This is a genomic window from Streptomyces sp. NPDC017979, assembly GCF_044328175.1.
Classification (GTDB): Bacteria; Actinomycetota; Actinomycetes; order Streptomycetales; family Streptomycetaceae; genus Streptomyces.
Genome location: NZ_JBIRGU010000024.1, coordinates 1 through 12,409, shown reverse-complemented (window position 1 = coordinate 12,409; position 12,409 = coordinate 1). Strand labels below are relative to the sequence as shown.

Sequence of the window (12,409 nt, the reverse complement as noted above, 5' to 3'; positions counted from 1 at the left end):
GGGGTGCGGCCCGCCCGTTCAGCGGGCGGTGTAGCCGCCGTCGACGAGTTGATGGCTGCCGGTGATGAAGTCCGCCCGGTCCGACAGCAGGAACGCCGTCAGTTCGGCGACGTCCTCCGCGGTGCCGAGCCGGCCCGCGGGATGCAGCGACGTCAGATAGGCGCGCTGCCGTTCGTCGGCGAAGGCCAGCAGTGGGGTGTCGACGAAGCCGGGGCCGACGGCGTTGACCCGGATGCCGCGGGACGCGTACTCCAGCGCGGCGGACCGGGTCAGGCCCACCACACCGTGCTTGGCCGCGGTGTACGCCGAGCCCGACGCCAGGCCGACCGCACCGGCGACCGACGCGACGTTGACGACGGCGCCGCCGCCCGCGGCGAGCAGGGCGGGGATCTCGTACCGCATCGAGTGGAACACCCCGTCGAGGTTGACGGAGACCACCCGGTGCCACTCCTCGGCCGTCAGCTCGCCGACCAGGCCCCGGTTGCCGGTGATGCCCGCGTTGTTGACGGCGAGGTGCAGCCCGCCGAAGCGCTCCACACCGGCGGCGACCGCCGCGGCGACCGCGTCGGGGTCGGTGACGTCGCAGGACACCGCGAGCGCGCGGGCGCCGCCCGCCGTCAGTTCGGCGGCGGCTTCGGCGGCGGCCCGGCCGTCGCGGTCGGCGACGACCACCGCCGCACCGCCCGCGGCGAGCCGCCGGCAGACGGCCCGGCCGATCCCGGAGGCGCCACCGGTGACGAAGGCGGTACGGCCGACGAACTCGCCGGTCAGGGAGGTGGACACGGGAGATCCCCTAGCTGTCGCCGGCCACGACGGTGGCCGAGCCGTTGATGTACCGGATGCCGCGGATGCCGTCCCGGACCGACCGGTCGACGAGGTACTGGATGGAGACCGCGTCGACGATGGAGTGGAACGCCCCCTCCTCGGTGAAGTTGACGTTGGCTCCGGCGACCCGGATGAACATCACGGTGTCCTCCGTGTTGTCGTCGGGGGTGTAGAAGGTGTGCACCGAGCCGCCGGGTTCGTAGAGGTACGACCCCGCTGTCTGCGGGTCGTCCGGGTACTCCCGGTACAGCCAGCGGCCCTTGAGGGTCAGCACCTCCGCCGGGCCGGTGTGGTAGTGGATCGGGAAGGAGAAACCGGGCGGGACGGTGGCGAGCAGCACCCAGGTGCCGCTTTCCAGGTCGAGCCGCAGCACCTTGACGTCCACCCCGGGGCCGAGGGAGTCCTTGACCGGCGGCAGTTCGTCGCCGTTGACCGTCAGGAGATCGTTCTGCGGCAGTGCGACGAGCGGGAGCCGGGAGCCGCTGGTGGTCGCGGCGATCGCGGGGGACGGATGGGTGGGCACGGGCGGTCCCTTCTTGCCGGCGGTGCCCGGCGGTCCGGCCGGGACGGGTCCGCCGGCGGTCGTGCGGGCGGCGTCGGCGGCGGTGTTCGTGCGGACCGTCCGCCGGACGCGAAGACTCCGTCATCGTCTCCGCTGATCAGGGACACGGACTTGACATCAGGAGACAACTGTTTGACTTTTGGGGACATGTCGCTGATCCGTGGCACGTCCCTTCAGGGCTACTCCGAACTGGTCACGGCACTGGGCGCGGACCCGGGGCCGCTGCTCGCCGCGGCCGGGATCCCCGCGGCAGCCGCCGGCCACCACGACCGGTTCGTCCGCTACCGGAGCGTGGTCACCGCGGTGGAGGCGGCGGCCGTCACCACCGGCGCCCCCGACTTCGGCCGCCGCCTCGCGCTCCGCCAGGGGCTGGACATCCTCGGACCGCTGGCCGCCGCCGCCCGTACCGCGCCGACCACCGGACAGGCGTTCCGCGCCGTCCACCGCTATCTGGCCCTGTACAGCCCGGCGATCGTCGTCCCCATCGACCGGATCCCCGGCACCGGCCACGTCCGGCTGAGGTTCGAGATCGCCGTCCCCGGGCTGCCCGCGCACCGACAGATCACCGAACTGTCCGTCGCTGCCACGGTCCGGGCGTTCCGGATGGTCATCGGCCCCGACTTCGTCCCGCTCTCGGTTCATCTGCCGCACGACGCCCTGGCCCCGGAAGAGGAGTACCGCAGCTACTTCACCTGCCCGGTGCGGTTCGCGGAGCCGTACGCCGGCTTCCTGCTCAGGGCCGACGACCTCGCCCGGCCGCTTCGTTCGGACAGTGCGGTGCACGAGGTGGTCCAGCAGTACCTGACCTCCCTGACCGGCGATTTCACCGGCGGCAGGGTCTCCGGGCCGGTGCGCACCCTGGTGCGCCGACTGTTGCCCGCCGGCAATCTCGACCGCGATCTGATCGCCGGGCACCTCTGTCTCCATCCGCGCACCCTCCAGCGACGGCTCGCGGCCGAGGGGACCACCTTCGCCGCGCTCGTCGACGACGTCCGGCGCGAGGAGGCGGAGCGCTGGCTGCGCGATACGGACATGCCGATGGGGCGGCTCGCGGGGCTGCTCGGCTACAGCGAGCAGAGCGTTCTCACCCGCTCCTGCCACCGCTGGTTCGGGGTGTCGGGGACGCTTCACCGGCGGGTCCGCCGCTGACGTCCGGGCCCGTTCGACCGGCCCGCCGATACCGTCCCCCGGCCCGGGACACCCGGCCCGTGGAGCCAGGAAGTGAATAGTTGGTATCCCATGAGTGGGGTGAGCTGCCCAGTATCAGACCACCTCACGGCTATTGACCGAGGTGTCGAGGTCGGCGAAAGTGAATTACACATTCCGTCACCGACGTCGCTGTGGCAGTGGGGTGACCGGCGCATGCCCGGACGGCCCCGGCCCGCCCGCGTGCCCTCCCCTTCGCCGCCTCCCGTTTCCGCCTTCCTCCAGGATGGGTGTCCGCCATGTATCTGACCCAGTCCCTGCACCGTGCCGTACAGCGCACGCCGGACGAGACCATGACGATCTGCCGGGAGCGCCGCAGGTCGGTACGGGAGGTGCGGGACCGGGTCGCCCGGCTCGCGGGCGGGCTGCGCGGGCTCGGTGTCGCCGAGGGCGACCGGGTGGCGATCCTGGCCGGGAACTCCGACCGCTACCACGAGACCTTCTACGCCTCCTGGTGGATCGCGGCCGCCGTCACCCCCGTCAACCTCCGCTGGAGCCCGGCCGAGATCATCGCGGCGCTGAACGACTCGGGCGCCGGGGTGCTGCTGGTGGACGAGCCCTTCCTCGACCTCCTGCCGCAACTCCGCGCGGGCTGCCCGGAACTCCGGGCCGTCGTCTACTGCGGCGAGGCGGCCGGTCCCCCCGGCACCCGGGACTACGAGGAACTGATCGCGGAATCCGGTCCGGTCGAGGACATCAGGGCCGGCGGCGACCGGCTCGCCGCCCTCGTCTACACCGGAGGCACCACGGGAGCGCCCAAGGGGGTCATGGTCAGCCACCGCTCCCTGCTCACCTCCGCCCTCGGCACCCTCGCCTCGGCCTCCACCTCGGTGCCGGGCGGCCGAATGCTGGTCGCGGCGCCCATGTTCCACATCGCGGCGCTGGCCGGCTGGTCGGGGCAGAACAGCATCGGCGGCTCCTTCGTCTTCCTCCCCGGCTTCAGCGCCGAAGGCGTGCTCCGGGCCCTGGAGGAGCACCGGATCACCAGCCTCCCCCTGGTGCCGACCATGCTCCAGATGCTGATCGACCACCCCGACGTGGGGGAGTACGACCTGACCTCGGTACGGCGGGTGAGCTACGGCGCCTCCGCGATCTCCGAATCGGTGCTGCGGCGTGCCATGGAGGTCTTCCCGGAAGCGGAGTTCTTCCAGGGGTACGGCATGACGGAGACCGCCATGATCACCCTCCTGGGCGGCGAGGAGCACCGGGCCGGCGGGGCGCTGCTGCGCTCGGCGGGCCGTCCGCTCGCCCACTGCGAGGTGCGGATCGTCCGCCCCGACGGCACCGAGGCCCGGCGCGGCGAGGTCGGGGAGGTCGTCTGCCGGGGCGACCACCTCATGCCGGGCTACTGGAACCGGCCGGAGGAGACCGCCGCCGTGCTGCGCGACGGCTGGATGCACACCGGCGACGGCGCCTTCATGGACGACGACGGCTACGTCTTCATCGCCGACCGCATCAAGGACATGATCATCACCGGTGGCGAGAACGTGTACTCCGGCGAGGTGGAGAACGCCTTGGCCGCCCACCCCGCCGTGGCCTCGTGCGCCGTCATCGGACTGCCGGACGAGCACTGGGGCGAACGCGTGCACGCCGTGGTCGTGCTCAGGCCCGGGGCGGCGGCGACCGAGGACGACCTGAGGGCGCACGTACGGAAGCTGATCGCCGGTTACAAGGTGCCCCGCAGCGTCGAGTTCGCCGAAGAGCTGCCGATGTCCGGCTCGGGGAAGATCCTCAAACGCGAACTCCGAGCCGGAAGGGCCTGCTAAGGGCTGTCCCGTAATTCCCGGCGGGCGCACGACGACAGCTACGGCACCTCGCTGCGTTGTCGGATCGCCCGAATACGCCCAGTATGAGGACGACCCTCCGCCTTGCGATGCACCGCATCCGACGCCGCGCGCTGATCCACCGGGGATTACGGGACAGCCCTTAACGGGCTCGCCGGGCGGGACGGGGAAACCCCTCCCGCCCTTTCGCGTCCCCCCGAGGTGAATCTCTGGTAACCATCACGATTCGTGGGTGTGTCAGAGAAAGCCTTGTCAGAAGCCTTGTCGTGGCTTGTTTGTGATGCTTCCCTTTCGTTCTGGTGAGAGCGCCGGTCCCGTGGAGGGCCGGAAATGACCCGCGTGAGTCGTGCCCGCCGCCCCCCTTCCCGACTTCTTCGAGGGAGACCCCGTGACCATCCATGCGGACCGCACCACCGATCCCGCCTCCCCGGGCGGCGCCGTACCACCGGCGGGCCGCCCGACCGAGCGCCGCGGCTGGCTCGTCGTCTGGGCCCTGGTCCTCGTACTCGTCATGAACTACGCGGACAAGATCATCACCAATATCGCCGGACCCGCGATCATGAAGGACCTGGGGATCGGCGAGGCCCGGTTCGGTGTCGTCCAGGCCAGCTTCTTCGCCCTCTTCGCCGTCGGCGGCATCGTCGGCGGCTGGCTGATGACCCGGGTGCGGCCGTGGATCCTGCTGCTGGTCATCATGGTGATCTGGTCCCTCAGCCTGCTCCCGATGGGCTGGCAGGTGGGCTTCGGCACCCTGGTGGCGATGCGCGTCGTGCTCGGCTTCGCCGAAGGGCCGACGACGGCGCTGGCCATGTACATCGCGCACACCTGGTTCCCGCCGGAGAAGCGGGCGCTCCCCAGTTCCGTGATCATCGCGGGCGCCAACGTCGGCGCCGTGATCGGCGCCCCCACCCTGACGTGGATCGTCACCGACCACTCCTGGAACGCCGCCTTCGTCGCCCTGGCCGTGGCAGGTCTGGTGGTGGCCGGCATCTGGCTGGCCGTGGGTCGGGAGGGGAACCAGGGCGGCGCCGGTGCACATGCCGCCGGGAACGTGCTGCCGGACCGGGTCCCCCTGCGGGCGGCCCTCACCACGGCCTCGGTGATCGGCATCTCCGTGATGTTCTTCGCGGCCTACGCCTCGACCTCGCTCAAGATCTCCTGGCTGAAGCCCTATTTGGAGCAGGGGCTCGGCTACGAGGCCCGGACCGCGGGCAATCTGACCGCCCTGCCCTATCTCGGCGGGATGGTCGCCGTCATCGCCATCGGCTTCGTCTCCGCCGCCCTGACCCGGCGGGGCGTGAGCAGCAGGATGTCCCGGGGCGTCCTGGGGTCCTCCCTGGTGATCGCCGCCGGGGTGCTGCACCTCGCCTGGGCGCCGCTGGACGCGGGGCCGCTGCACATGGCACTGCTGGTGCTCAGCGCCTGCATGGGGTCCGCGGGATACGGCGCCACGTTCGCCGCGATCAGCGATGTCGCCCCGCTGAAGCAGCGCGGAGTCGTCCTGGCGGCCGTGACCGCGGTCTACGGGGTGGGCGGCTTCCTGGCGCCGCTGGTCCTCGGCGGCATCGTCGAGAACGCCGCCACCAAGGCCGCCGGCTACACCACCGGCTTCACCCTGGTCGGAGTCGTGCTGATCGTCGGCGGGCTGGTCGGAATGCTGATGATCAATCCCGAGCGGGACGCGGCCAAGCTCGCCGCCATCGCCGCCGCCGAGGCCCCCGAGCCCCCCTCCGCCCCGGCCGATGGGGTTCCGGGCAAGGAGTGACCGTGCTGGGGCGGCTTGTCCACCGCCCCCGAACATGACATGTATCAAAGTTAGCGAGCCTTCACTTGTGGTTTGTTGGTGCCTACTCTGTCAGGAGATTGATTCCTGATATCGGGTAGGAAAGATTCCCTCGGAAGTCGGAGCACCCATGCGTGACGCAGTCATCGTCGAGGCCGTCCGGACCCCGGTCGGCAAACGCGCCGGAGCGCTCTCCGGCGTCCATCCGGTGGATCTCTCGGCCCATGTGTTGACCGCCCTGACCCGGCGCGCCGGACTGGACCCGGCGGACCTGGACGACGTGGTCTGGGGGTGCGTCAGCCAGATCGGCGAACAGGCATCCAACGTCGGCCGGTACGCGGTGCTGGCGGCGGGCTGGCCCGAGGAGATCCCCGGGGTGACCGTCGACCGGGCCTGCGGCTCCTCGCAGCAGGCCGTGCACTTCGCGGCCGGTCTGGTGGTGGCCGGGCAGTACGACATCGTGGTCGCCGGGGGCGTCGAGTCGATGAGCCGGGTCCCGATCGGCGCCGCGCGCAACGCCGTCGAGTACGGCAGGCCCTTCGGACCCGCGGTCCGCGAGCGGTACGGCGTGGAGGAGTTCAACCAGGGGCTGGGCGCCGAGCTGATCGCCGAACGGTACGGGTTCAGTCGCACCCGGCTCGACGAACTCGCCCTGGAATCGCACGACAAGGCCGCCCGCGCCACGGCGGAAGGACGTTTCGACGCACAGATCGCACCCGTGGTCACGCGTGCCGCCGACGGCTCCGAGCAGCGGGTCACCGCCGACGAGGGCATCCGTACCGGATCCACCCCGGAGAAGCTGGCCGCCCTCGCCACCCCGTTCAAGGAGAACGGCGTGATCAGCGCGGGGAACTCCTCGCAGATCTCGGACGGTGCCGCGGCGCTCCTGATCACCACCAGTGAGATCGCCGCGCGCCGCGGCTGGCGGCCGTTGGCCCGGGTGCACACCGCCGTCGTCACCGGTGCCGACCCGATCACGATGGCCCTCGGCCCCGCCCCGGCGACCGCCAAGGCCCTCAAGAAGGCCGGTCTGTCGATCGACGACATCGGGGCCTTCGAGATCAACGAGGCGTTCGCCCCGGTCACCGCAGCCTGGCTGGCGGAGACCGGGGCGGACGGCGCGCGGATGAACCCCCTGGGCGGGGCGATGGCGATCGGCCATCCCCTCGGGGCCTCCGGCGCCCGGCTGATGACCACCCTGGTCCACCACATGCGGGACAACGGGATCCGTTACGGCCTCCAGTCCATGTGCGAGGCGGGCGGCATGGCCAACGCCACCGTCGTCGAACTGCTCTGACGGCCGACCGCCCGGAGCGCGGCGGAGGGGGTGCCACCGGACCGGTGGCACCCCCTCTCGCGCGTCCTTCAGAGTCCCAGGTCCTTGGCGATGATCGTCTTCATCACCTCGCTGGTGCCCCCGTAGATCCGGGAGACCCGGGTGTCCGCGTACAGCCGGGCGATCGGATACTCCGTCATGTAGCCGTAACCGCCGTGCAACTGGAGGCATGCGTCGACGACCCGCCCGGCGACCTCCGTACCGAAGAGTTTGATCCGGGCGGCCTCCGCGGCCGTCAGCTCACCGGCGTCGTCCAACTCGACGCCCCGGTCGGCCAGGGCCTCGGCCGCCCGGAACTCCGCCTCGCAGGCCGCCAGGGTGAACTTGGTGTTCTGGAAGTCGGCGACCCGGCTGCCGAAGACCCGGCGCTCCTTGACGTACTCCGTGGCGAACCGGATCGCGGCCCGCGCCTGGGCCACCCCGGCCACCCCGATCGACAGCCGCTCCCGTGGCAGGTTCTGCGACAGATAGCCGAAGGCCCGGCCCTCGTCCCCGAGCCGGTTCGCCACCGGCACCCGGACGTCGCTGAAGGAGAGCTCCGCGGTGTCCATGCTGTGCCGGCCGATCTTCTCCAGCTTCCGGCCGACCGCGAAGCCCTCGCTGCGGGACTCGACGCAGAGGATCGTCAGCCCGGCCCGGCGGTCCCCGGGGTCGTAGGGCGAGGTCCGACAGACCACCAGCACCAGATCGGCCACCGCGCCGCCGGTGATGAACGTCTTGGCCCCGTTGAGCACGTAGTGGCCGCCGTCCGCCGACAGCCGGGCCGTGGTCCTGATCCCCGCCAGGTCCGATCCGGTGCCCGGCTCGGTCATCGCGATGGCCAGCAGGACGTCCCCGGCGGCGCAGCCCGGCAGCCAGCGCCCCCGCTGCTCCTCGTTCGCGAGCCGCAGCAGATAGGGCAGCACCACGCCGGTGTTGACGTGGTGGTGGCCGATGGAGGCGGCGGCCAGTGCCACCTCCTCGTGGATGACCGCCTGGAAGCGGTAGCTCGCGGGCCCGGTGCCGCCGTACTCCTCGGGGATGTCGAAACCGAGGGCCCCGATCTCCGCCAGGCCCTTGAAGACCGAGCGGGGGACCTGCCCGGCCCGCTCCCACTCGTGGAGGTGGGGGACGGCCTTGTCGGCGATGAAGGCCCGGACGGTCGCCCGGAACGCCTCGTGCTCGGGGCCGTAGAGGGTGCGCCTCATACCCGCGCTCCGTCGACGACGAGGCACTGGCCGGAGACGTAGTCGGTCTCCGGGAGGCAGAGCGCGTAGACGGCGCCCGCGGCCTCCTCGGGGGTGCCGGGGCGTCCCAGCGGAATGACCTTCGCGGCCATGGCGGCCTTCTCCGGATTGAGGCCGACCTTGATGTCCCGGCCGTCGATGGAGAGCGTCGCGTTGTCGGCGGCCGTGACCTCGGTCATCCGGGTCAGCACGAAGCCGAAGGCCACGGCGTTCACGTTGACCCCGTAGCGGCCCCACTCCTTGGCCAACGTCTTCGTCAGACCGATCATGCCTGCCTTGGCCGCTGCGTAGTTCGCCTGGCCGAGGTTGCCGTAGTAGCCGCTCGTCGATGAGATGTTGACGACCTTGCGGTGGTACGGGACGGGGTTGGCCCGGAAGTGCGGCAGGGCCGCGCGCAGGATCTTGAACGAAGCGGTCAGATGGACGTCCAGGACCGTGTGCCACTGCTCGTCGGTCATCTTCTGGATGACGGTGTCCCAGGTGTAGCCCGCGTTGTTGACCACGATGTCGAGGCCGCCGAAGGTGTCGACGGCGGTGCCGGTGAAGCGTTCGGCGAAGCCCTCGTCGGTGACCGACCCGACGCAGACCGCCGCCTTCCCGCCGGCGGCCTCGATCGTCGCGACCGTCTCCGCGGCGGGTCCGGCGTCCAGGTCGTTGACGACCACCGACGCGCCCTCGGAAGCCAGCTTGAGGGCGATCGCCCGTCCGATGCCCCGGCCCGACCCGGAGACGATCGCGACCCTGCCGTCCATGGTTCCCATCCCGATCGACCCTCTCTGTTGGTTATGACAGATTCACTTTTTATGTGAACGTCCCTAGTGTCAAGAGGTACAAGCAGCTAGCTTGGGTGAGGAGAAATTCGCGATCAACGGTAGATCCGGCAAGGAGATCCCATGCGTGACGCAGTCGTCGTCGATGCGGTGCGAACCGCGGTCGGCAAGCGGAACGGTTCGCTCGCCCAGCAGCACTCCGCCTCGCTGTCGGCCCGCGTGCTGAACGCGCTGGTGGACCGGACGGGGCTGGACCCCGCCCTGGTCGACGACGTGATCTGGGGCTGTGCGGGTACGGTCGGCATGCAGACCGGCTGCGTCGGCCGCGCCGCCGTACTCGCCGCGGGCTGGCCCGAATCCGTGCCCGGCGTGACCGTCGACCGGCAGTGCGGCTCCTCGCAGCAGGCCGTGCACCAGGCCGCCGCCGGAGTGATCTCGGGACAGTACGACGTGGCCGTGGCCGGCGGCGTGGAGGTCATGAGCCGGATCCCGCTCGGCACCACCCGCCTCGACGGCACCTTCGGCGAACCCTTCGGCCCCGACGTCTGGAAGCGGTACGACAACGTCCGCTTCAACCAGGGCATGGGCGCCCAACTGATCGCCGACGAGTACGGCATCACCCGCACCGAGATGGACCAGCACGGTCTGGACTCCCACGCCCGCGCCGCCCGCGCCGTCGACGAGGGCCGCTTCAAGGCCCAGATAGTGCCGGTCACCGTCACCGGGCCGGACGGCGCGGAACGCGTCTTCGACACCGACGAGGGCATCCGCCGGGGCTCCACCGCGGAGACCCTCGCCGCCCTCAAGCCCGCCTTCGGCGAGGGCGGTTCGATCACCGCCGGCAACGCCTCCCAGGTCTCCGACGGCACCGGCGCCCTGCTCATCACCACCAGCGAGATCGCCCGTGCCCGCGGCTGGCGCCCGATGGCCCGCATCCACACCGCCGTCCTCGCCGGAACCGACCCGGTGACCATGCTCAAGGGGCCGATCCCCGCCACCGCCAAGGCCCTGAAGAAGGCCGGTCTGTCGATCGACGACATCGGCGTCTTCGAGATCAACGAGGCTTTTGCCTCCGTCACCCTCGCCTGGCTGCGGGAGACCGGCGCTGACTACGCGAAGATGAACCCCCTGGGCGGGGCGATGGCGATCGGCCACCCCATCGGCGGCTCCGGCGCCCGCATCATGACCACCCTGGTCCACCACATGCGGGACAACGGCATCCGTTACGGCCTCCAGTCCATGTGCGAGGGCGGCGGCATGGCCAACGCCACGATCCTCGAACTCCTCTGAAACCGCGGGAACGCACGGCCCCGCGCACCGCGCAGCCCGCACCGCGCACTCCGCCTGCCCACCCGGCCCTCGTACCCGGACCCGGGCCCGAATTCCACCGGCCGTTCCGCGCCGACGACCGGCTGTTGGCCGTCCAGCGCGGCCCCACCGCGGGCGACGGCCGGGGCCTGGTGCACGGCGAGTTCTGGACCCGCGACGGGGAACTCGTCGCCTCCGTGGTCCAGGAGACGGTGCTGCGCCCCCGCCGGCCCCGCCGGCCCCGCCGGCCCCGCCGACCTCCGGCGCGAACGAGAACGGGCCGGGGGCCGGGACGCACACCGCGTCCCGGCCCCCGGCCCCGTACCGTCCGCGTCAGCCGACGACCCCCGCCGCCCGCAGGCCCGCCAACTCTTCGGCGCCGATCCCGAACTCCGTCAGCACCTCGTCGGTGTCGCTGCCCGTCGGCCCGGCCGGCCGCGGCTCTGCCGACGGCGTGCCCAGGAAGCGGGGCGCGGTCCCCGGCTCGGGGAAGCCGTCGGGGGTGCTCCGGTACGTGCCGCGGCTCGCGTTGTGCGGATGCCGGGCCGCCTCCGTCCAGTCCAGTACGGGCGTCACGCACGTCTGGGTGCCGTCGAAGTCCGCCGCCCAGGCGTCCCGCGGGCGGGTCGCGAACACCTCCGCGAGCCGTGCGGCCATCCCCTGCCACGCCCCGCGGTCGTGCTGCTCCGCGAAGAGCGGATCGTCGGTGAGCCCCAGCACCCGCAGCGTGGCGGCGTAGAACTGCGGTTCCACGCAGCCGACCGCCAGGTGCCGGCCGTCCGCGCAGCGGTAGGTGCGGTAGAAGGGCGCGGCGCCGTCGAAGAGGTTGCTCCCGCGGCCCTCGGTCCAGCGTCCGGTCCGCAGCAGGCCCTGGAGCAGGGCGAGTTGTATCGCGGTGCCGTCGGTCATGGCCGCGTCCACCACCTGGCCCCGGCCGGTGACCCGCGCCGAGTACAGGGCGGCGCTGATGCCGAGGGCCAGCAGCAGACCGCCGCCGCCCATGTCGCCGAAGAGGTTCAGCGGGACGACCGGATCGCCGTCGGCCGGGCCGACCTGGGCCAGCGCCCCTGCGACGGCGATGTAGTTGATGTCGTGGCCGGGGGCCTGGGCGAGCGGTCCGTCCTGGCCCCAGCCGGTCATCCGGCCGTACACCAGCCGGGGGTTGCCCTCCAGACAGGGCCCGGGGCCGAGGCCGAGCCGCTCGGTGACGCCGGGGCGGAACCCTTCGATCAGGGCGTCGGCGCCGTCGATCAGCTTGCGGACGACGGCGATGCCCCGGGGGTCCTTCAGATCGGCGGTCATGGAGCGCCGGCTGCGGTGGAGGATCGGATGCCGCGACGGGCTGCCGTGTTCGGCGGGCCGATCGACGCGGATCACCTCCGCGCCCAGGTCGGCGAGGATCATCCCGGCGAACGGCCCGGGGCCGATGCCGCCGAGCTCGACGACCCGGACGCCCGCGAGCGGGCCGCCCGCGGTCGGTTCGGGGGTGGGGGTCATGGTGACGGGTCCTTCTCTGGAGGGAGGGCGGGGGAGCGGCCGCGGGGGGGGCCCCCCGGGGGGGGGGGGGGGGGGGGGGGGGCGGGGGGGGGGGGGGCGGGGCCCCGGGGGG

General features: G+C 71.9%; 10 protein-coding genes and 1 pseudogene. 6 read left to right on the top strand and 5 right to left on the bottom strand.

The annotated features are described in order from the left end of the window. Positions 1-18: 18 nt before the first annotated feature. Entirely contained in the window at positions 19-783 is a 765-nt protein-coding gene (locus ACH4E8_RS34620) for an SDR family NAD(P)-dependent oxidoreductase (protein WP_398455643.1), read from the bottom strand. Positions 784-793: 10 nt separating this feature from the next. Beyond that, complete coding sequence (locus tag ACH4E8_RS34615; RefSeq protein WP_398455642.1) at positions 794-1,348, bottom strand: 2,4'-dihydroxyacetophenone dioxygenase family protein; 555 nt, start codon at positions 1,346-1,348, stop codon at positions 794-796. A gap of 186 nt (positions 1,349-1,534) precedes the next feature. Here ACH4E8_RS34615 and ACH4E8_RS34610 point away from each other — a divergent pair, with 186 nt between their 5' ends. The 4 genes from ACH4E8_RS34610 (at position 1,535) to ACH4E8_RS34595 (ending at position 7,457) form a co-directional block, all read left to right on the top strand. Next, a complete protein-coding gene (locus ACH4E8_RS34610) occupies positions 1,535-2,536 on the top strand; it encodes an AraC family transcriptional regulator ligand-binding domain-containing protein (RefSeq protein WP_398455640.1) in 1,002 nt (333 codons plus the stop codon). 296 nt (positions 2,537-2,832) lie between these two features. Continuing rightward, positions 2,833-4,359 carry a long-chain fatty acid--CoA ligase gene (locus ACH4E8_RS34605; protein WP_398455638.1) on the top strand — a complete coding sequence of 509 codons (1,527 nt, stop codon included), beginning with the start codon at positions 2,833-2,835 and terminating at the stop codon, positions 4,357-4,359. A 406-nt stretch (positions 4,360-4,765) separates the two neighbouring features. Continuing rightward, positions 4,766-6,142, top strand: coding sequence for an MFS transporter (locus tag ACH4E8_RS34600; protein ID WP_398455637.1), 1,377 nt, complete (start codon positions 4,766-4,768; stop codon positions 6,140-6,142). A gap of 148 nt (positions 6,143-6,290) precedes the next feature. Then, on the top strand, positions 6,291-7,457 hold the full coding sequence (locus tag ACH4E8_RS34595) for a thiolase family protein (RefSeq protein ID WP_398455636.1): 1,167 nt from the start codon (positions 6,291-6,293) through the stop codon (positions 7,455-7,457). A gap of 68 nt (positions 7,458-7,525) precedes the next feature. On the opposite strand, the gene ACH4E8_RS34590 is transcribed toward ACH4E8_RS34595, so the two are convergent. Both ACH4E8_RS34590 and ACH4E8_RS34585 read right to left on the bottom strand, forming a co-directional pair. Beyond that, on the bottom strand, positions 7,526-8,683 hold the full coding sequence (locus ACH4E8_RS34590) for an acyl-CoA dehydrogenase family protein (protein ID WP_398455635.1): 1,158 nt from the start codon (positions 8,681-8,683) through the stop codon (positions 7,526-7,528). Further along, positions 8,680-9,474: an SDR family NAD(P)-dependent oxidoreductase gene (locus tag ACH4E8_RS34585; protein WP_398455633.1), complete on the bottom strand. Its 795-nt coding sequence runs from the start codon at positions 9,472-9,474 to the stop codon at positions 8,680-8,682. The genes ACH4E8_RS34590 and ACH4E8_RS34585 overlap by 4 nt, the downstream gene beginning before the upstream one ends. 141 nt (positions 9,475-9,615) lie before the next feature. On the opposite strand from ACH4E8_RS34585, the gene ACH4E8_RS34580 reads away from it, so the two are divergent. After that, complete coding sequence (locus tag ACH4E8_RS34580) at positions 9,616-10,782, top strand: thiolase family protein (RefSeq protein ID WP_398455631.1); 1,167 nt, start codon at positions 9,616-9,618, stop codon at positions 10,780-10,782. Next, a pseudogene (locus ACH4E8_RS34575) lies at positions 10,734-11,003 on the top strand (hypothetical protein); the annotation flags it as partial. The gene ACH4E8_RS34580 and the pseudogene ACH4E8_RS34575, both read left to right, overlap by 49 nt. A 130-nt stretch (positions 11,004-11,133) precedes the next feature. On the opposite strand, the gene ACH4E8_RS34570 reads toward ACH4E8_RS34575, so the two are convergent. Continuing rightward, positions 11,134-12,297, bottom strand: a complete 1,164-nt coding sequence (locus ACH4E8_RS34570) for a CaiB/BaiF CoA transferase family protein (protein WP_398455630.1) — start codon at positions 12,295-12,297, stop codon at positions 11,134-11,136. Between the last annotated feature and the right edge of the window lie 112 nt (positions 12,298-12,409).

Bases quoted from the DNA above. Each gene is read 5' to 3' on its own strand.
- ACH4E8_RS34570 (WP_398455630.1), bottom strand. From the start codon at position 12,297: ATGACCCCCACCCCCGAACCGACCGCGGGCGGCCCGCTCGCGGGCGTC.
- ACH4E8_RS34610 (WP_398455640.1), top strand. From the start codon at position 1,535: ATGTCGCTGATCCGTGGCACGTCCCTTCAGGGCTACTCCGAACTGGTC.
- ACH4E8_RS34585 (WP_398455633.1), bottom strand. From the start codon at position 9,474: ATGGACGGCAGGGTCGCGATCGTCTCCGGGTCGGGCCGGGGCATCGGA.
- ACH4E8_RS34605 (WP_398455638.1), top strand. From the start codon at position 2,833: ATGTATCTGACCCAGTCCCTGCACCGTGCCGTACAGCGCACGCCGGAC.
- ACH4E8_RS34595 (WP_398455636.1), top strand. From the start codon at position 6,291: ATGCGTGACGCAGTCATCGTCGAGGCCGTCCGGACCCCGGTCGGCAAA.
- ACH4E8_RS34580 (WP_398455631.1), top strand. From the start codon at position 9,616: ATGCGTGACGCAGTCGTCGTCGATGCGGTGCGAACCGCGGTCGGCAAG.
- ACH4E8_RS34590 (WP_398455635.1), bottom strand. From the start codon at position 8,683: ATGAGGCGCACCCTCTACGGCCCCGAGCACGAGGCGTTCCGGGCGACC.